Below are 16,850 nucleotides of genomic sequence, written 5' to 3'. Positions count from 1 at the left end.
CCGATGGACGCCACGCCACAGCAGCCGCTGCGGTACGCCGTCGGACTGCCCGACAGGCGTGAGTACGCGGATCCCCGCCCGCTCCGCGAACCGGGCACGCCGGGTTCCGGCTGGAAGGACATGGCCAAGTCGTCACTGGACATGGCATCTGAGAGGACGTCAGGACCTGCTGATCCCTTCGGGGGTGCTTGCGGTGGCGGATCGGCCGGGACGTTTCGCCCGGCGTGCGGCGGGACACCGTGGCGACCGGCCGCCGGCCCGAGGCCACGTCACCCGGCACGCCCCTCACCGCCCGGCAGGGTCGCCGACCACGGTGACGGAGGGATGGGAGCGGGCGGCCTGCAACAGCTTCGCGGCGCCGCGGACCGCGGCGGTGTGCGGGGCCCGGACGGGCCGGACGGGAGCGTGGAGCAGGCCGGCGAGCGGATACGTGATGTCGGGGCGCAGGGCACCCCCGCCGGCGAGGAGCGCACCCCGCTGGAGAGCGTCGAACGTCTGGGAGGTGTGGTCCTGGTCCAGCATGGCGGTCACCATGGCGACGACCGCCTCGGTGATGCGCGTGGGCGGAGCGAGGACGTCCAGGTCGTCGGTGCCCAGGGCGGTGCAGCGGACGTCGGTCACCACGCCGTCGGTGAGGAGCGTGACCTCGGTGACGTGGGCGCCGATGTCCACGACGAGCAGGGGATGGGCCAGGTCGGCGTCCGCGGCCGTGGCCACGGCGCGCGCGGTGGGGACGGTCAGCACCGAACGCGGACGCAGCACCTCGACCGCGGTGCGGGCCTCGGCCCGGTAGGCGATGCCGCCCAGCACGGGAGTGGTCACGACGAGCAGCGGACGGTCGAGACGATGCAGACGGTGGCCGAGCAGCCGGTCGAGCATCCGGGCGGTGCCGGGGGTGTCGACGATCGTGCCGCGCTGAATGGGACAGGTGGCGCCCTCGCCCGGGAAGGTGACCGTGGGCACGTCGAGGATCATGCGTCGCCCGGACACCCATGCACGGGTGCGGGAACTGCCCAGGTCGAGGGCGATCCCGGTGCGTTGCAGGTACCAGGGACACGAACGGTGCCCGGTGGCCGCGGGACGGGGACGGGGCGTGGCGGTCACCGGCCGGCCTCCCTGACCTGCTGACAGCGGGCACAGTAGCGGGCCTGCGGCACGATCATCAGCCGCTCACGGGCGATGGGCCCGCGGCACAGGTGGCACGTGCCGTAGCGGCACCGGTCCATCCGGTCGAGCGCGGCTTCGACGTCGGCCAGGACCATGCGGGCGGATGCGGCGAGCTTGACGCGCACCTCGGTCTGGGAGGCGGCCTGCCGGTCGAGGAACGCGTCGGCGCGGGTCGCGGCGGCCGACAGCTGCTGAAGCTGTTCCTGGCGGAACAGACGCTGCTCACGCAGGTTCTCGCGCAGCGCGGAGAAGTCCTCGGCCGACAGAGTCGCACGGCGATCGTCGACGGTCTGGTGGTTCACCAAGTCACCCCCTGGGCAAGGCGGGAGAGGGAGAGCGGACGGGGCCTTGTCAGGCGGTGTCGCGCTGACGGGAGAGGTGTACCGGTCAGGCGACGCCGCGCTGGCAGGGGACGCAGAACGATGTGTAGGGCAGGATCTCCAGACGCTCGACCGGAATGGGCTTGGAGCAGTTCCGGCAGGTGCCGTAGCTGCCGTCCTGGACACGGGCGACCGCGGCCTCGACCTCCGTGAGGACGCGCCGGATGGTGTCTTTCTGCGCGGACATCACCTGTTCCTCCGTGTCGGGCCCGGCCTCGTCGATGGCCCGCAGCTGGGTGAGGCGGGAGGCACGTTCGTGTTCGAGGCGCTGGAGGGCCTCGTGCGCGGTCAGCCGCTCCCGACGGGTTCCGGTCCGGGGCGTATCGAGTGACATGGTCGTTCCTTCCGCGAGGAGGAGGTGCCCTCGCCCCTGGCAGGCGGCCGCCGAGGCGAGGACATGGGGGCCGGCCACGAGGGCCGGTTCGTGCCTCCACCCTGGCCGCGGTGCCCCGCGGATCCCATCGGGCGCGATACCCATCCGCGGTTTGGCCCGGCGCCCGTCGAGGTGTGGGCAGGTCACGTATCCGGAAATGGGCATCGGAACCCATCGACGCCGTGCACCGGCGGCGGGCAGCCTGGACGGCAGGCCGGTCGAGTTCGATGGCCGCAGCTCACGTTCGGGGTGCGCGGTGACCGACAGTAGACACGAAGCCGTGTCACCTAGCGAGAGGCGTCATCCCGGTGTCCCTGTTCTGGCGGATCTACGTGCTCAACGCGCTCGTGCTGGGGGGCGCCACCGCCCTGCTGCTGTGGGCTCCGGTGACCGTGTCCGTGCCGGTGGTGCTGACCGAGGCGGTCATCCTCGTCGTCGGCCTGGTCGTCATGCTGGTCGCCAACGCGGCCCTGCTGCGGATCGCCCTCGCCCCGCTCGACCGGCTCACCCGGTTGATGACCACCGTCGATCTGCTGCGCCCCGGCCAGCGACTGCCGGAAGGGGGGCGCGGCGAGACCGCCGAACTGATCCGCACCTTCAACGACATGCTGGAGCGCCTCGAACACGAGCGGGCCACCAGCAGCGCCCGCGCCCTGCTCGCACAGGAGACGGAGCGGCGCCGCATCGCCCAGGAACTGCACGACGAGGTCGGCCAGAGCATGACCGCGATCCTGCTGGCGCTCGAGCGGGCCGCCGGCGAGGCCGACGAGCCCCTGCGCGGTGAACTCCGGCAGGTGCAGGAGATCACCCGGGGCAGCCTGGACGAGGTGAGCCGTCTGGCCCGTCGCCTACGGCCGGGCGCACTCGAGGACCTCGGTCTGGTCAGCGCCCTGACCTCGCTGACCACCGAGTTCGCCACCCATGCCGGACTGCGTGTGGTGCGCCGCTTCGACACCGGCCTGCCCGCGTTCGACCACCAGACGGAACTCGTCCTCTACCGCGTCGCCCAGGAAGCCCTGACCAACGCGGCCCGCCACGCCGAAGCGGACCAGGTCGAAGTGAGCCTGCTCCACACCGACGAGGCCGTGGTGCTGGCCGTCGGCGACAACGGCCGCGGAACCGGCGCCGCCCGCGAGGGCGCGGGCATGCGCGGCATGCGCGAGCGGGCCCTGCTGATCGGGGCCACGCTGGATGTCGCCTCCCGGCCGCAGGCCGGTACGACCGTCCGCCTGACCGTACCCCTCCTCAGGAAGCAGCCATGACCACCCCCCACACCTCCGTGATCCGCATCCTCCTCGCCGACGACCACGCCCTGGTACGTCGAGGGGTGCGGCTCATTCTCGAACGGGAGCCGGACCTCGAGGTCGTCGCCGAGGCGGGAGACGGCGCGGAGGCCATCGAACTGGCCCGCACCCATGAGGTCGACCTGGCGGTGATGGACATCGCCATGCCCCGGCTGACCGGCCTGCAGGCCACCCGGGAACTCCTCGCGCTGAAGCCCGGAGTCCGGGTGCTGATGCTGACGATGCACGACAACGAGCAGTACTTCTTCCAGGCGCTGAAGGCGGGCGCCGGCGGATACGTACTGAAGTCCGTGGCGGACCGCGACCTGGTGGCGGCGTGCCGGGCCGCCATGCGTGACGAGCCCTTCCTGTACCCGGGTGCGGTCACCGCCCTCATCCGCAACTACCTCGACCGGGTCCGCAACGGCGAGGAGCCGCCCGAGCGGGTGCTGACCCCGCGAGAGGAGGAGGTCCTCAAGCTCGTCGCCGAGGGCCACTCCTCCAAGGAGATCGCGGAGATGCTCTTCATCAGCATCAAGACGGTCCACCGGCATCGGGAGAACCTGCTGCACAAGCTCGGACTGCGCGACCGGCTGGAACTCACCCGCTACGCGATCCGCGCCGGCCTCATCGAGGCCTGAGCCCGCCGATCCACCAGCACGACCGAAAGGGGGGAGGGGGTGGCCCGCCGTGCGCCCAGCGTTCCGTGCGCCCTCGGCCCGGGCCCGGCCACGGCGGCGATGCCGACCACCCTCCCGGAGGTCCTGCTCACTGTCCTGTTCGCCGTCCTGATTCCCCTGATCGGCCTGTCCGTCCCCGGCACCGAGCAGTTCCGAGTGCCCGGGGGCGCGGTGTTCGTCATCGGGACCGCGTCGGCGTACAGCCCCGCCTGTTCCAGCGAGCCACGCGGAGACAGCACGGACCACTTGGACGAAGCGGAGAATACGGGCTCGGACGTCCCGACCGCTGCCGTTCGCAGCCATCGGGACACCACCGGCGAGCGTCACGCTCCGGGGACCCCCGCCCCGGGTGCGTCACCCGGCACCGCGATCGCCCCGCTCCGCCCCGCCCAGCCCTCTGCCCCGGCGCCGGGCCCGCCTGCGCCTGAACAACCGGCACACCCTCACGGGGACCGCGCACCCCCCACCCTCTCCGGCATCCGAACCCTTCCCTCTCCTCATTCCCGACCGCGGCCACCACCCTGGCCGCGGCGCCCGCCGGAGGCCCGCCGTGAACCGATCCCAGCACGTCAGAGGGATGATCGCCCTCGCTGCCGTCGCCCTGTCCCTGTACGTCGCACTCACCGTGCCCGTCCACCTCGGCCTCGATCTGCGGGGTGGAACCCAGATCGTGCTGGAGACCCGCCCCACCGCCGATGCCGACGCCGACGGCGAGGCGACGGACCGCACGGTGGAGGTGCTGCGCGGCCGTGTCGACGCGCTCGGTGTCGCCGAGCCGTCCATCGCCCGGTCCGGCGACGACCGGATCGTCGTCGAACTGCCCGGGCTCCAGGATCCCCGCAAGGCGTCCGACGTGCTCGGCCGCACCGCCCAGCTCACCTTCCACCAGGTGCTCGGCACGGCGACCGACGTCGATGAGCCGTTGCCCGAACGGCCCCACGAGCGGGTGATCGCCGACGAGTCCGGCCGACGACTGCGCCTCGGGGCGGCCTCACTGACCGGCGGGGACGTCGAGAGGGCGGCCGTCGGCTTCGACCAGCAGGGCGGCGCCGGATGGCACGTCACCGTCGATTTCAAGGGAGCGGGCGAGAAGGGCTGGGCCCGTCTGACCGGCGACGCGGCGTGTCACCCGGCCGGGGAGCCGGGTCGCCGGGTCGCCATCGTCCTGGACGACAAGATCGTCTCGTCGCCGCAGGTCTCCCCGTCCGTCGCCTGCCGGTCCGGCATCAGCGGCGGCTCCACCCAGATCACCGGAACCTTCGACGACAGCGAAGCCGAGGAACTGGCCCTGCTCATCAACGGAGGCGCCCTGCCGGTGCCGGTCGAGACCGTCGAGCAGCGCACCGTCGGCCCCACCCTGGGCGCGCAGGCCATCACGGCCGGCGCCTGGGCCGCCACCGTCGGCACCGCTCTGACCGCGCTGTTCATCATCGCCGTCTACCGGCTCATGGGACTGCTGGCGACGGTCGCCCTGGCCTGCTACGGCCTCATCTCCTACGCCGCCCTCGCGGCCCTCGGCGCCACCCTCACCCTGCCGGGCCTCGCCGGGTTCGTCCTGGCCATCGGCATGGCCGTCGACGCCAACGTGCTCGTCTTCGAACGCGCCCGCGAGGAGTACGCCTCTCGTACGCGCCCCACTCCACGGTCGTCGCTGGCCGCGGGATTCCGCAGTGCCTTCAGCGCGATCGCCGACTCCAACGTCACCACCCTCATCGCGGCCGGTCTCCTGTTCTTCCTGGCCTCCGGCCCGGTGCGAGGGTTCGGCGTCACACTCGGCATCGGCGTCCTCGCGTCCATGCTCAGCGCACTGGTCATCACCCGAGTCCTCGCCGACTTCGCCGTCACCCGTCCCCGCCTGCACCGCCGCCCCCACCTCACCGGCATCGCCCACACCGGTACCGTCCGCGCCCGTCTCGCCCGCACCGCGCCGAACCTGATGCGCCACCCGCGCCGGTGGCTGGCCGCCTCCGCCGCGGCCTTCGTCCTCGCGGCCTCCGGGGTCGCCGTGCGCGGCCTCGACCTCGGCGTCGAATTCACCGGCGGCCGCCTCGTCGAATACGCGACGGCCACCCCCGTCGACCCCGACCGGGCCCGAACCGCGCTCGCCGACGCCGGATTCCCCCGAGCCGTCGTCCAGACCTCCGGCGAGAGCCGACTCACCATCCGTACAGGCCACCTGACCGACACTCAGGCGGCTACCGTCACCGACACCGTCAACGGCCTGACACGGCAAGCCGACAAGGTCCGCGACGAAGCGATCGGACCCAGCCTCGGCAAGGAACTGCGCCACGGCGCCCTCATCGCCCTCCTCGTCGCCCTGGGCGCTCAACTCGTCTATCTCGCCGCACGCTTCCGCTGGCTCCTGGGAACCTCCGCCGTCGCCGCCCTCGCCCATGACGTGGTGATCCTCATCGGCGTCTTCGCCTGGCTCGGCAAGCCCGTCGACGGCGTCTTCCTGGCCGCGCTGCTGACGGTCGTCGGCTACTCGGTCAACGACTCCGTCGTCGTCTTCGACCGGATCAGAGAACTCGGCGGCCGCGACCGCGGGAAGCCGTTCGCCCTCATCGCCAACCAGGCCCTCCTGGGGACCCTGCCCCGCACCGTCAACACCGGCATGGGGGCCGCCTTCATCCTCGCCGCGCTGGCCGTCCTCGGCGGCGACACCCTGACCGACTTCGCCCTCGCCCTCCTCATCGGCCTCGTGGTCGGCACCTACTCCTCCATGTTCACCGCCACACCGCTGGCCATCGAACTGCACCGCCGCGCATGAGTCCGTACGCCGCCTCGGCGCGGGTCATCGGCCGGCGTTCTCCCGGTCCACTTCGTCGGCAAAGGGGCCGTCGAGCTCTTCCGGCTCGTCGGGCGGCGGGACGGGCGGGGGGAACAGAAGATCCTCGAACGCGTCCAGCGCGAACATCATGAGCATGAGAAAAACGGGGACGAGCAGTGCGAACACAGCCATGACGCCTCCCGGAAGGGAATGACGCGGTGGTTGTCGGTCCGTGTTCAGCGTAGGTCGAACGGGGGTACGCCGCCTGCCTCGCCCGGGAGGTTGTAGACCGTTCGGGTGCAACTTCGCGGACAGGCGTGTGAAAGCTCGGCGCCCTCGCGGGCCATGTCGTGCCGGACGCGGGGCGGACGCGGTGGCGCCGGGCGATCCCGGGAGGCCGGCGCACGGCTCGCGGCTGACCGGCCGGGCGGGGCCGCCCCGGGCCGCCGCGTCCCCTGTGCCGGTCCGCGACTTCCGGGTCGCCGCGTCCGGTCGCGGCCGGGAAGAGTCCGGGGCCGGAGACCGCCGCGCCGTCCGCCGCCCCGGGCGAGCTCGGTTCCCTCGCCGGAAACGCTCCGGAGCGGCTGGGGCCCTGCCGTATCGAGTTCGTGCGCCACGCGCTCCGCAGACACGCGATCAGGGCCGCTCCGGAGCATACGGAGCGGCCCTGATCGCTGAGCGGATCCGGTCAGGCGGGCGTGGTCACCGCCGTGGAGCCGGCTACGCCATGGTCTTGGCGCCGTCCAGGGACTCGCGGATGATGTCGGCGTGGCCGGCGTGCTGGGCGGTCTCGGCGATGACGTGCATCAGCACCCGGCGGGCCGACCAGCGCGCGCCAGGCTCGGACCACGGGGCCTTCGGCAGTGGTTGTGTGGCGTCCAAGGCGGGCAGGGTGGCGACGAGTTCGTCGGTCCGGCGAGCGACCTCGGCGTACTCGGCGAGCACGCCGGTCAGCGTCTCGCCGGGCAGCATCCGGAACTCGTCGGCCCGCCGCGCCCAGTCGGCCTCGGTCATGTTGGTGAAGTCGGGCATCGCCGACGGGCCGTCCACGATGAACCGCGCCCAGGTCCGTTCGACCGCGGTGACATGTTTGATCAGGCCGCCCAGGCACAACTGGCTGGCGGTGGTCCGGCGCCCGGCCTGCTCGTCGGTGAGGTCGCGGGTGGTGAATCGCAGGAACTGCCGATGCTTGGCGAGCGCCTCCAGCAAGTCGTCGCGCTCTCCGGTGGCCGGCTCACGGGCCGGATCGTCGGTGGCCGGTTCGATGTCGGTCACGGTCTCGCTCATGGTCGCTGCCTTCCATGGTTCCTGTTCCGCCGGGCACTGAAGACGTTAGGAGCCATAGAGGTCGGATTCTGACCTAAAGAGCCCGGAGGTGAGATCTCCATGCTCATTCCCCGCTGGCCTTCCAGGCGCCTTCCGGACCAGGGGAGCAGGCTCGGCCTGCTCACAGGAGCCCAGGCCTGAGCGTGGTGTTTCACCTGTCGGGGCGGAGGGGTTCGAACCCCGTACCTGCCCGGGTGCGAACGCCTGGGGCGTCAGGGATGCCGCGCTGCTCCTCATCGCTGACGCCAGGCGTCCCGGAAAGTTTTTCAAAGAATTCCGGGAGGCGTGTCGGAACGGGGCGGTGTCGTTCGTGGCACGGGTGAGACCGTCCACAAGGAGGCGGTGCCATGGCAAAGGAGCCGCGATCATGAAGCTGGCGACCATGACCCAGGTCACCGTCGATGGAGTGATGCAGGGGAACGGCGGCGCGCCGGAAGACCGCAGGAACGGATTCGAGCGCGGTGGATGGGCCCAGGGGAAGGGGGATGACGAGACCAGGGCGTTCATCGCACAGACCTACCAGCGCGCAGGGGCGTTCCTGTTCGGCCGGCGCACCTACGAGTTGTTCGCCGGTTCCTGGGGATCGATCGACCGGATGCGCGCACACCCCATCGGTGTGGCCTTGAACGAGGCCCCCAAGTTCGTCGTCTCGACGACGCTCACCGCACCGCGTTGGGAGGACACCACCGTCCTCCGCGGCGCCGACCTCGCGGCGGCCATGAGCGAGCTGAAGGCCAAGCCCGGGGGTGAATTGCAGGTACACGGCAGCGGCGCTCTCACCCGGTGGCTGCTGGAGAACGATCTGGTCGACGAGATGACCCTGATCGTGGTCCCGGTGATTCTCGGCCAGGGCGCGAGACTGTTCCCGGAGACCGGTCCGGATCTCGCGCTCGACCTGATCGAGTCGCGGGTCGACTCGAAGGGCGTGTCGATCCAGGTCTACCGGCCGGCCGGGCGCCCGCGGTACGCGAACGGGTGAAGTGCCCGGCCACCGAAACACACCCACCCCGACACCACAGGAGTTGAGCTTCAGATGCGATATCTGGTCTCCGTGATCGACGACAAGACAGATCCCGGCAGCACGGACAGGCAGCCTGCCATCAGCGCGTTCAACGAGCGACTGATCGCCGGGGGTTACTGGGTCTTCGCGGGTGGACTCGCGGACACCGACGCGGCCACGGTCGTCGACAACCGGGGTGAGCAGGCGATGTTCAGCGACGGTCCTTTCCTGGAGTCGAAGGAGTACCTCGCCGGCGTCTGGGTGTGGGAGGTCCCCGACCTGGATGTGGCGCTCGAACTCGCCGCCGAGGCGTCGAAGGTCTGTGATCGCAAGATCGAGGTGCGACCGTTCCAGTGAACGATGTCGACGTCCGGGACGCGATCACTCGGGCCCACCGCGAGGAGTGGGCCCGGATGGTCGCCGCCCTGACCAGGCGTTTCGGTGACCTCGACATCGCCGAGGAGGCGGCTGCCGAGGCGTTCGCGACCGCCGTTCGGCGGTGGCCGGCCGACGGCGTACCGCCCAACCCCGGCGGCTGGCTGACCACGACCGCCGTCCGCAAGGCCATCGACCGGATCCGCCGCGAGAGCAAGCGCGACGACAAGCACAAGGAGGCTCAGCTGGTGTACGACGACGACCCGCCCGAGCCCGTCGGCGCGATCGACGACGACAGACTCCGGCTGATCTTCACCTGTTGTCACCCCGCGCTGGCGATGCAGACCCGTGTAGCGCTGACGCTGCGCATGGTGGGCGGTCTGACGGTGCCCGAGATCGCCCGCGCCTACCTGGTGGCCGATACCGCGATGGAGCGGCGGATCACCCGCGCGAAGGCCAAGATCAAGGCGGCTCGCATCCCCTATCGGGTGCCGTCCGCCGAGGATCTGCCGACACGCGTGTCGGGCGTGCTCGCCGTCCTTTTCCTGATGTTCAACGAGGGCTACATGGCGACCGGCCCCGACACCGATCCCGTACGTCACGACCTGACCGCCGAGGCGATCCGGCTCACCCGCCTGATCCGCGCCCTCCTGCCGGACGACGGCGAGGTGGCCGGGCTGCTCGCGCTGATGCTCCTCACCGAGGCCCGCCGCACCGCCCGGGTCTCGGCCGGCGGCGAGCTGGTCTCCCTCGACGAGCAGGACCGCGGGGAGTGGGACGCGGCTCTGATCGCCGAGGGCCACCGACTGGTGCGCGAACGCCTCGCCGCTGCCGCCGGCGGGGTGGCTCCGGGCCGTTATCAGATCCTCGCCGCGATCAACGCCGTGCACACGTCCGCCCCGAACACGCGTGACACCGAGTGGTCCCAGGTCGTCGCCCTCTACGACCAGCTCGTACGCCTCGACCCCTCACCGGTCGTCGCTCTGAACCAGGCCATCGCGGTCGCCGAACTCCACGGTCCGGAGGAGGGGTTGGCGGCCGTCGACCGTCTTGAGGACCAGCTGGCCGGCTATCACGCCTACTACGCGGCCCGTGCCGACCTGCTGCGCAGGCTGGGCCGCGGTCAGCAGTCACGCGCGGCCTACGACAAAGCCATCGAACTGGCGGGCAACACCGCCGAGACTGCCTACCTGACCCGTCGCCGCGACCAACTGCGGTAGCGCCGCATGTTCCGATCGAAACTCCCGCAGCGACCGACGACCCCCGGGCGTCCCGTCGACGCACCCCGCGAAACGGTCGGTCCGGGGACGGATCTCGTCTCGTCCGAGCGACGCGTTGGAGTCCTCCCCGGTGGGGTATTTCCAGCAGAATCCTCCAACGACTGAGCCATGGGTGCCGGTTCGGGTCGATGGGCCGTACGGAGGGTGCCGGGCACGGCCGGCAACCGGTGCGAGGCGCGTCCGCCTCACGTGATGAGGGTCGTCTTCGGGCGGACCACGCAGAACTCGTTCCCCTCCGGATCGGCCAGTACGGTCCACGACTCCTCGCCGCTCTGCCCCACGTCTGCCCGGCGGGCCCCGAGTGCCAGGACGCGCTCGATCTCCGCCTCCCGGTCCTCGGCCGCGGAGGTCAGATCGAGGTGCAGACGGTTCTTGACGACCTTGTGGCCCGTCACGGGCATGAAGCAGATGCCCACCGGGGCCGTCTCGTCCGGTCCGATCACGACCTCCCGTTCCCGTTCGGAGAGGATCCGCCACCTGAGCACCTCGGCCCAGAACCGGGACAGTGAGGGCAGGTCGTGCGCGTCGATGACGATGTGATGCAGCGAAAGGGGCATATCGGCCAGTGTGCCCCTGGTCCTGTCCGGACGGCAGAGGCAGGAAGGCGCCAAGGCGTCAGGACCGCATGTGCCGGACGGTTCGGTACGACCCAGGGAGATGCCCGGCGTCCCCCGTACCGCCTCCGGTCCGAGCGCCCGTCCCCATCCCCGTACCGGTTCCGGAAACGGTCGTGAGCGGCGCCTACTGCCCGTCGGTCCGGAAGTAGTGCCCCTTGTCGAGGTCCTCGATCAGGCCCGGCCCGGTCGGGTTCCAGCCCAGCAGTTCGCGGGTCCGCTCGCTGGAGGCCGGGCTGTCGAGGCCGATGAACCCCGACAGCCAGGTGAAGTGCTCGGCCGCCTCCTCGGCGGGGACGGAGCGGGTGGGCACGTCGAGGTGGCGGCCGATGGCCTCGGCGACCGAACGGAGCGGCACGCCGTCCTCGGCGCTCGCGTGGAGGACCGATCCCGCCGGTGCGCACTCCAGGGCGAGGCGGAAGACGCGGGCGGCGTCGTCGCGGTGCGTGGCCGGCCAGCGCTGCGTGCCGTCGCCGACGTACCCGGCGACGCCGGCCGCGCGGGCGATGCCGATCAGGGCCGGGACGAAGCCGCCGTCGCCCTCACCGTGCACGGTCGGGGGGAGCCGCACGACGGACGAGCGGACGTTCCGGTCGGCCAGGGCGAGGGTCACGTGGGCGGTGCCCATCCGGGTCCGCGGGCCGCCCGGCAGATGCGCGGACGCCTCGTCCGGCGTCCGGCCGTCCGCCTCGGTGCTCACGCGGCCCGGAGCCACGCCGACCAGGCCCGACGCGATGACGAACGGCTTGCCGGAACCCGCGAGCGCGTCGCCGAAGACCTCGACGGCGCGGCGGTCCGCGTCGGCCGCGTCCTGGAAACCGCCGGAGAAGGCGAGCTCGTGCTTGAACGCGAGGTGGATCACGCCGTCCGACGCCTTCGCCGTCTCGCGCAGGAGGCCGAGGTCGTCGAGGGTGCCGGACACCGCCTCGGCCCCGGCCTCGGTCAGCGCCGCGGCCGAGGCCTCGGAGCGGGCGAGTCCGACGACCTGGTGTCCCGCGCCGATGAGTTCGGGGACGAGTGCGGAGCCGATCCATCCGGATGCCCCGGTGACGAAAACACGCATGAGAAAGCCTCCAGTCGGGTGGTCGCCCTCGTGCCATGAGGGCACGGACAAGGGGCGACCGAGCGATGTCAGTGACTGTCATCAAACGTAACACCTGATGTCAGTGACTGTCGTCGAATCTCGTCGACCGATGTCAGTGACTGCCGTCGAGTACGATGCCGGGCATGGGTCGATGGCAGCCGGACGCGCGTGGCCGCCTCGCACGGGCGGCACTGGAGCTCTACGTCGAGCGCGGCTTCGACCGCACCTCGGTGGCGGAGATCGCCGAACGGGCGGGGCTGACGGAGCGGACGTTCTTCCGGCACTACGCGGACAAGCGCGAGGTGCTGTTCGCGGGGTCGAGCGCGCTCCAGGAGGTGCTCGCGCACGCCGTCGCCGAGGCTCCCGGGTCCGCCACCCCGCTGGACGCCGTCGCGGTGGCCCTCGAAGGCGCCGCGGCCGTGCTGGAGGAACGCCAGGAGCACGCCCGGCAGCGGCAGTCCGTCATCGACGCCAACACCGAGCTGCAGGAACGCGAGCTGATCAAACTCGCGTCGCTGTCCGGGACACTCGCGGAGGCGCTGCGCGAGCGGGGCGTCGACGAGGCCTCCGCGGGCCTCGCCGCGGAGGTGGGGATCGCCGTCTTCAAGTTCGCGTTCCGGCGCTGGGTCGACCGGACCGAGGAGAAGGAACTGGCCCAGTTCGTCCGGGAGGCGCTGGCCGGTCTGCGGGCCGTGACCGCGGACGCGTGACAGCGCGTCCCGGACGACCGGCCCCGAAGAACCCGAAGCCACCCTCGGCAGAGGGGGGCTCACCGTCCCGTCGTGTTGAACCGCGGACGGCTTCCCGGCCCGCGCACCGGGCCCGCCGGGGGAGAGGACCGTGTCCGCGGGCCGTGGGCCGGCCCGGGGACCGGGATCAGGGCCGGAGCACGATCTTGCCGTGGGTCCGCCGCAGTTCCAGCTCGCGGAACGCGTCCCGCACCCGCTCCAGCGGGTAGACACGGGCGATCGGTACCTCCAGCTCACCGCGCGCGGCGAGCCGGGCCAGCTCGCCGACCACCACCGCGGACGCCGCCGCGCCCTCCCCGTACGTATGGGCGCCGACCCTGGCCGCCGCCCGCCAGTCGCGGATCGTGTTGATCCGGTCGGGCCGCACGCCCAGCTCGACGGCCAGATCCACGTAGCCGTCGCCGAACGTGTCGATGAACGCGTCGACGCTCCCGCCTGCGGTCTCGCGGATCCGCTCGGCCACACCCTCGCCATAACCGAGCGGGACGACACCCTGATCCTTCAGCCAGGCGTGGTTCCGCTCGCTCGCCAGCCCGATCACCGTGGCCCCGCGCCGCCGGGCGAGCTGTACGGCGAGCGACCCGACACCACCCGCCGCGCCGGACACCACGACCGTGTCGGCCGGCCCGGGGTCCACCGCGAACACGGTGGCGTACGCGGTCGTACCCGCCACGTACAACGACCCGGCCACCTCCCAGGGCAGACCCTCCGGACGGGAGACCAGCTTCACGTCCTCCACCACGACGAACTCCGCGTGGCTCGCCCTGTCGTGCGTGAAGCCCAGGACCTCGTCGCCCACCGCGAAGCCGCGCACGTCCGGGCCGGTCCCCACCACGACCCCGGCCAGGTCGCTGCCCTGTCCCGAGGGGAACGTCGCCGGCCAGCGTTTGTGCCGCGCGCCCTCGCGGATCATCGCCTCGCCGGGCTGGATCCCGGCGGCGCGCACTTCGACCAGCACCTCCCCGGGGCCGGGTACGGGCCGCTCCACCTCCTCCACCCGCAGCACATCGATCCCGCCGTACTCGTGGAACCGCACCGCCTTCATCGCGCGATCACCGTTCTTCCTCGCTCGGACAGACAACGGACAGACGTCGGGCAGACGTCGGGCAGACGTCGGGCAGCGACACCCCGCAGCGGCCGGAGGCCGACGGTGCCGTCGGCCTCAACAGCGGCAGGACGGGGCTGTGTTCCCGAGATCGAGCATCCGAGAGCGCGTTCAGCGACCTTGAGGCCGGCCTCGGCACGGGCTCGGTGAACGGACACGTCGAGGCCGGCGGTCCTGTCATGCTGGCTTTCCTGGAGGGGAGGACTTCATGTCAACGGACCCCGGCACAGCCCTGTCTGCCGAGAGACCATGGTTCGCGGCCAACGAAATCCTGGCGTTCGTCGTGGAGTTGGCCGCGCTGGCCTGTCTGGCCTGGTGGGGATTCAGTACCGGTCACGGCTGGTTGCCCCACATCCTGCTCGGTGTGGGGACCCCTCTCCTGGCCGTCGTGCTCTGGTCGCTGTTCGCGGCGCCGAAGGCCCGGCTGCGGCCCGGGCTGCCCCTCGTCCTCCTCGTGAAGGCGGTGGTGCTCGGCGGTGGCGCGGCGGCCGTGTACGGGGTGGGGCATCCCGTCGCCGCCGTGGTCATGGCCGTCGTCGTGGTGGCGAACACGGCGTCGGCCGAGACTTTTCGCCGCAGCGCACCCGCCCCGTCCACAGGTCCGCAGGATGAGATCGGCTGACCGGCTGACCGAAGTCCGGCCCACCGGCAATCCGGCCCGCCGGAGTCCGGTCCACCGAAGTCCGGCCGAGGCCCACCCAAGCGGGCTCACGCACGGCGCGGCGGATCAGGCCTGGTATTCGGTGAGGTCGATCGCGTGGACGCTCAGGGGGAAGCCGTACTCGGGGTCCTCGATCGTCCTCTCCGGCTCCATGCCCAGTTTGCGGACGACGTTCAGCGAGGCCAGGTTGCCCGTCCGGTTGATGCTGATCACGCGGTCGAGGCCACGGTCCTGGAGGGCGAACTCCAAGGTGGCGTGGGCGGCTTCGGACGCGTAACCCTGGCCCCAGAACGGTGAGCCGAACCGCCAGCCGATCGCCACGGCGGGCATGACCTCGGGCAGGCGCTCGGGAACCGACAGCCCGGCGAACCCGGCCAGTTCGCCCGAGGCCAGCAGTTCGACGGCGAAGACGCCGAAGCCCTCCTCGTCCCATTCCTCCTCCCACCGCTCGATCTCCTCGGCCGTGGCGTCGAGGTCGCGCACCGAACCGTCGTCGATCCAGCGCATGACCGCGGGGTCCGCGTTGATGTCCGCCATGGGGGCGAGGTCGTCGTCGTACCAGCGGCGGAGGAGGAGGCGAGGGGTGTGGATCTCGGTCATGGTGCCCATCCTGCCCTACGGGTGAGGCACCGGTCGGCGGACGTACCTCCGGCGTTCCGTTCGGAGCCCCCGGGCCCGAGCGGGTCCTCGTTTCGGCCCCGTCGACCGGGGCAACCGGCCGTCATGGAGACCAACGACGGTACGGACGACGTGATCGAGACCCAGGGCGACGAGCACCACGTCGTCCTCAGCGCCGACACCAACGGCGACGGGAAGACCGACGTGTGGATGACCGACACGACGGGCGACGGCAAGGCCGATCTCTACCAGTTCGACACCACCGGTGACGGGCGGATCGACCTGACGATGGTCGAACGGGGCGACGAGCCGGGCGTGGACCGGGTCGTCGTCGAGGGCGACGGGGGCCACCCGCTGGAGGCTTGAGGCCATCGGCCTCCTGATGCCTACGGGGTGTCCCTCAGGGGCCGCAGGGCTGCGGCGCCCACGCGCAGGAGCGCGGACACGGGCGGCCCCACCCAACGGGTGAGTTCGTCCGGCAGCGCCGGGTCCAGCTCGATCGTCACCCGGACGTACCGCGTGTGCAGCCGCGCGACCTTGGTCTGCCGGGGCGCGGTGGTGTCCGGCTCCCGTTGCAGGGCGGCACGGTAGGTGTCCTTGCGCTGGTTCACATCGTGTCCTGACGCTTGACGAGTTCGTCCGCGAGATCCATGTACGCCGATCCCTTGACCGTGACAGGGCTGCCGAACGACTGGGAGTACAGGTCGAGTCGGGGAATGTGGGTGGACAGCACGTCGAAGCCGCGTTCCGTGAGCGCTTCGCGGGCGTCGGCGTCCGGACCGGTACGGGTGGCGTCCGGACGGTTCGTACGGTTCAGCAGGACGGCGGAGCGGGCCGGGCGGGGCCGCAGGGACTGGACGTCGCCCATCTCGCGGCCGATGGGCGCCATGCGGTCCAGCTCGATGGGGGCCGGGGTCACCGGCACGATCCACTCGCTCGCGTACCGCATGACGCTGCGGGCGATGTGGGCGTGGTCCTCCAACTGCGGGGCGTCGAACACCACGGCCCGTCGGTCGCCGAGGAAGTCGTTCACGCGCCGGTGCACGTCGCCCACCGGCAGGGAGACCACGGGGAAGGGGAACCCTCCCGCCAGTTCGCTCCACCGCAGCGCCGAGGACGCGGGGTCGGAGTCCACCAGCAGGGGTGAGAGGCCCGATTCGTGCAGTGCGTGGGCCAGCCACACCGCGCTCGTCGTCTTGCCCACTCCGGGTTTCAGGTTCACAAAGGCATAGCTCATCGACACAGGGAGCCACGCTAGTGATCGCGGGGGACCGGTGGTCGGCCGAGCGGGGCCACCGTCGCGTCGTTCACCCGGCCGTGCCGGTGATTCATTCCGATGGACCAACGCGAGCCGTCCGCTCGACGCGTTGTGCTCCCGCACAACC

At 71.5% G+C, this 16,850-nt stretch carries 20 protein-coding genes; 9 read left to right on the top strand and 11 right to left on the bottom strand.

The genetic code is table 11. The features are described from left to right. Positions 1-285: 285 nt before the first annotated feature. The 3 genes from CW362_RS00965 to CW362_RS00955 all read right to left on the bottom strand — a co-directional run bounded on the left by CW362_RS00965 (position 286) and on the right by CW362_RS00955 (position 1,881). A complete protein-coding gene (locus CW362_RS00965) occupies positions 286-1,104 on the bottom strand; it encodes a rod shape-determining protein (RefSeq protein ID WP_206300815.1) in 819 nt (272 codons plus the stop codon). Beyond that, positions 1,101-1,472, bottom strand: a complete 372-nt coding sequence (locus CW362_RS00960) for a TraR/DksA family transcriptional regulator (RefSeq protein WP_103547302.1) — start codon at positions 1,470-1,472, stop codon at positions 1,101-1,103. Before CW362_RS00960 ends, CW362_RS00965 begins: the two co-directional genes overlap by 4 nt. A gap of 82 nt (positions 1,473-1,554) precedes the next feature. Then, positions 1,555-1,881, bottom strand: a complete 327-nt coding sequence (locus tag CW362_RS00955) for a TraR/DksA family transcriptional regulator (protein ID WP_103547301.1) — start codon at positions 1,879-1,881, stop codon at positions 1,555-1,557. A gap of 347 nt (positions 1,882-2,228) precedes the next feature. On the opposite strand from CW362_RS00955, the gene CW362_RS00950 reads away from it, so the two are divergent. The 3 genes from CW362_RS00950 (at position 2,229) to secD (ending at position 6,653) form a co-directional block, all read left to right on the top strand. Then, positions 2,229-3,182, top strand: a complete 954-nt coding sequence (locus tag CW362_RS00950; protein WP_103547300.1) for a HAMP domain-containing sensor histidine kinase — start codon at positions 2,229-2,231, stop codon at positions 3,180-3,182. Beyond that, positions 3,179-3,844 (top strand): response regulator, encoded by a 666-nt coding sequence (locus CW362_RS00945; RefSeq protein ID WP_103547299.1) that lies wholly within the window; start codon positions 3,179-3,181, stop codon positions 3,842-3,844. The genes CW362_RS00950 and CW362_RS00945 overlap by 4 nt, the downstream gene beginning before the upstream one ends. 589 nt (positions 3,845-4,433) lie before the next feature. Then, positions 4,434-6,653: a protein translocase subunit SecD gene (gene secD, locus CW362_RS00935; protein ID WP_240657592.1), complete on the top strand. Its 2,220-nt coding sequence runs from the start codon at positions 4,434-4,436 to the stop codon at positions 6,651-6,653. Between the two features lie 24 nt (positions 6,654-6,677). Here secD and CW362_RS43710 read toward each other — a convergent pair whose 3' ends face one another. Then, entirely contained in the window at positions 6,678-6,845 is a 168-nt protein-coding gene (locus CW362_RS43710; protein WP_167455599.1) for a hypothetical protein, read from the bottom strand. Between the two features lie 528 nt (positions 6,846-7,373). Next, on the bottom strand, positions 7,374-7,940 hold the full coding sequence (locus tag CW362_RS00930) for a DinB family protein (RefSeq protein WP_103547296.1): 567 nt from the start codon (positions 7,938-7,940) through the stop codon (positions 7,374-7,376). A gap of 406 nt (positions 7,941-8,346) precedes the next feature. On the opposite strand from CW362_RS00930, the gene CW362_RS00925 reads away from it, so the two are divergent. The 3 genes from CW362_RS00925 to CW362_RS00915 are packed head-to-tail and all read left to right on the top strand — an operon-like array spanning position 8,347 to position 10,574. Beyond that, positions 8,347-8,958, top strand: coding sequence for a dihydrofolate reductase family protein (locus tag CW362_RS00925; protein ID WP_103547295.1), 612 nt, complete (start codon positions 8,347-8,349; stop codon positions 8,956-8,958). 54 nt (positions 8,959-9,012) lie between these two features. Next, positions 9,013-9,336 (top strand): YciI family protein, encoded by a 324-nt coding sequence (locus CW362_RS00920; RefSeq protein ID WP_103547294.1) that lies wholly within the window; start codon positions 9,013-9,015, stop codon positions 9,334-9,336. A 56-nt stretch (positions 9,337-9,392) separates the two neighbouring features. Beyond that, positions 9,393-10,574, top strand: a complete 1,182-nt coding sequence (locus tag CW362_RS00915) for an RNA polymerase sigma factor (protein ID WP_103547372.1) — start codon at positions 9,393-9,395, stop codon at positions 10,572-10,574. 245 nt (positions 10,575-10,819) lie between these two features. Here CW362_RS00915 and CW362_RS00910 read toward each other — a convergent pair whose 3' ends face one another. Then, entirely contained in the window at positions 10,820-11,191 is a 372-nt protein-coding gene (locus CW362_RS00910; RefSeq protein WP_103547293.1) for a VOC family protein, read from the bottom strand. Between the two features lie 184 nt (positions 11,192-11,375). Then, positions 11,376-12,311: an SDR family oxidoreductase gene (locus tag CW362_RS00905; protein ID WP_103547292.1), complete on the bottom strand. Its 936-nt coding sequence runs from the start codon at positions 12,309-12,311 to the stop codon at positions 11,376-11,378. Positions 12,312-12,475: 164 nt separating this feature from the next. Between CW362_RS00905 and CW362_RS00900 the strand changes: the two genes are divergently transcribed. Next, a complete protein-coding gene (locus CW362_RS00900; RefSeq protein WP_103547291.1) occupies positions 12,476-13,042 on the top strand; it encodes a TetR family transcriptional regulator in 567 nt (188 codons plus the stop codon). Positions 13,043-13,208: 166 nt separating this feature from the next. Here CW362_RS00900 and CW362_RS00895 read toward each other — a convergent pair whose 3' ends face one another. After that, entirely contained in the window at positions 13,209-14,126 is a 918-nt protein-coding gene (locus CW362_RS00895; protein ID WP_103547290.1) for an NADP-dependent oxidoreductase, read from the bottom strand. Positions 14,127-14,394: 268 nt separating this feature from the next. Between CW362_RS00895 and CW362_RS00890 the strand changes: the two genes are divergently transcribed. After that, positions 14,395-14,808, top strand: a complete 414-nt coding sequence (locus CW362_RS00890; RefSeq protein ID WP_103547289.1) for a YrdB family protein — start codon at positions 14,395-14,397, stop codon at positions 14,806-14,808. Positions 14,809-14,913: 105 nt separating this feature from the next. Here CW362_RS00890 and CW362_RS00885 read toward each other — a convergent pair whose 3' ends face one another. Beyond that, a complete protein-coding gene (locus tag CW362_RS00885; protein ID WP_103547288.1) occupies positions 14,914-15,447 on the bottom strand; it encodes a GNAT family N-acetyltransferase in 534 nt (177 codons plus the stop codon). Between the two features lie 123 nt (positions 15,448-15,570). Here CW362_RS00885 and CW362_RS00880 point away from each other — a divergent pair, with 123 nt between their 5' ends. Continuing rightward, positions 15,571-15,831 carry a hypothetical protein gene (locus tag CW362_RS00880; protein ID WP_103547287.1) on the top strand — a complete coding sequence of 87 codons (261 nt, stop codon included), beginning with the start codon at positions 15,571-15,573 and terminating at the stop codon, positions 15,829-15,831. Positions 15,832-15,851: 20 nt separating this feature from the next. Here CW362_RS00880 and CW362_RS00875 read toward each other — a convergent pair whose 3' ends face one another. After that, on the bottom strand, positions 15,852-16,076 hold the full coding sequence (locus tag CW362_RS00875) for a hypothetical protein (RefSeq protein WP_103547286.1): 225 nt from the start codon (positions 16,074-16,076) through the stop codon (positions 15,852-15,854). Then, on the bottom strand, positions 16,073-16,702 hold the full coding sequence (locus CW362_RS00870; protein WP_103547371.1) for a ParA family protein: 630 nt from the start codon (positions 16,700-16,702) through the stop codon (positions 16,073-16,075). Before CW362_RS00870 ends, CW362_RS00875 begins: the two co-directional genes overlap by 4 nt. Positions 16,703-16,850 lie beyond the last annotated feature (148 nt).

Source organism: Streptomyces populi, assembly GCF_002911015.1.
In the GTDB taxonomy this organism is placed as follows: domain Bacteria; phylum Actinomycetota; class Actinomycetes; order Streptomycetales; family Streptomycetaceae; genus Streptomyces; species Streptomyces populi.
The sequence above is the reverse complement of the archived record's forward strand: the minus strand, read 5'-3'. Positions and strand labels throughout refer to the sequence as shown.

Excerpts from the sequence above, each read along its gene's own strand:
- CW362_RS00955 (WP_103547301.1), bottom strand. The coding sequence starts at position 1,881 with ATGTCACTCGATACGCCCCGGACCGGAACCCGTCGGGAGCGGCTGACC.
- CW362_RS00945 (WP_103547299.1), top strand. The coding sequence starts at position 3,179 with ATGACCACCCCCCACACCTCCGTGATCCGCATCCTCCTCGCCGACGAC.
- CW362_RS43710 (WP_167455599.1), bottom strand. The coding sequence starts at position 6,845 with ATGGCTGTGTTCGCACTGCTCGTCCCCGTTTTTCTCATGCTCATGATG.
- CW362_RS00930 (WP_103547296.1), bottom strand. The coding sequence starts at position 7,940 with ATGAGCGAGACCGTGACCGACATCGAACCGGCCACCGACGATCCGGCC.
- CW362_RS00925 (WP_103547295.1), top strand. The coding sequence starts at position 8,347 with ATGAAGCTGGCGACCATGACCCAGGTCACCGTCGATGGAGTGATGCAG.
- CW362_RS00920 (WP_103547294.1), top strand. The coding sequence starts at position 9,013 with ATGCGATATCTGGTCTCCGTGATCGACGACAAGACAGATCCCGGCAGC.
- CW362_RS00915 (WP_103547372.1), top strand. The coding sequence starts at position 9,393 with ATGGTCGCCGCCCTGACCAGGCGTTTCGGTGACCTCGACATCGCCGAG.
- CW362_RS00910 (WP_103547293.1), bottom strand. The coding sequence starts at position 11,191 with ATGCCCCTTTCGCTGCATCACATCGTCATCGACGCGCACGACCTGCCC.
- CW362_RS00905 (WP_103547292.1), bottom strand. The coding sequence starts at position 12,311 with ATGCGTGTTTTCGTCACCGGGGCATCCGGATGGATCGGCTCCGCACTC.
- CW362_RS00900 (WP_103547291.1), top strand. The coding sequence starts at position 12,476 with ATGGGTCGATGGCAGCCGGACGCGCGTGGCCGCCTCGCACGGGCGGCA.
- CW362_RS00895 (WP_103547290.1), bottom strand. The coding sequence starts at position 14,126 with ATGAAGGCGGTGCGGTTCCACGAGTACGGCGGGATCGATGTGCTGCGG.
- CW362_RS00890 (WP_103547289.1), top strand. The coding sequence starts at position 14,395 with ATGTCAACGGACCCCGGCACAGCCCTGTCTGCCGAGAGACCATGGTTC.
- CW362_RS00885 (WP_103547288.1), bottom strand. The coding sequence starts at position 15,447 with ATGACCGAGATCCACACCCCTCGCCTCCTCCTCCGCCGCTGGTACGAC.
- CW362_RS00880 (WP_103547287.1), top strand. The coding sequence starts at position 15,571 with ATGGAGACCAACGACGGTACGGACGACGTGATCGAGACCCAGGGCGAC.
- CW362_RS00870 (WP_103547371.1), bottom strand. The coding sequence starts at position 16,702 with ATGAGCTATGCCTTTGTGAACCTGAAACCCGGAGTGGGCAAGACGACG.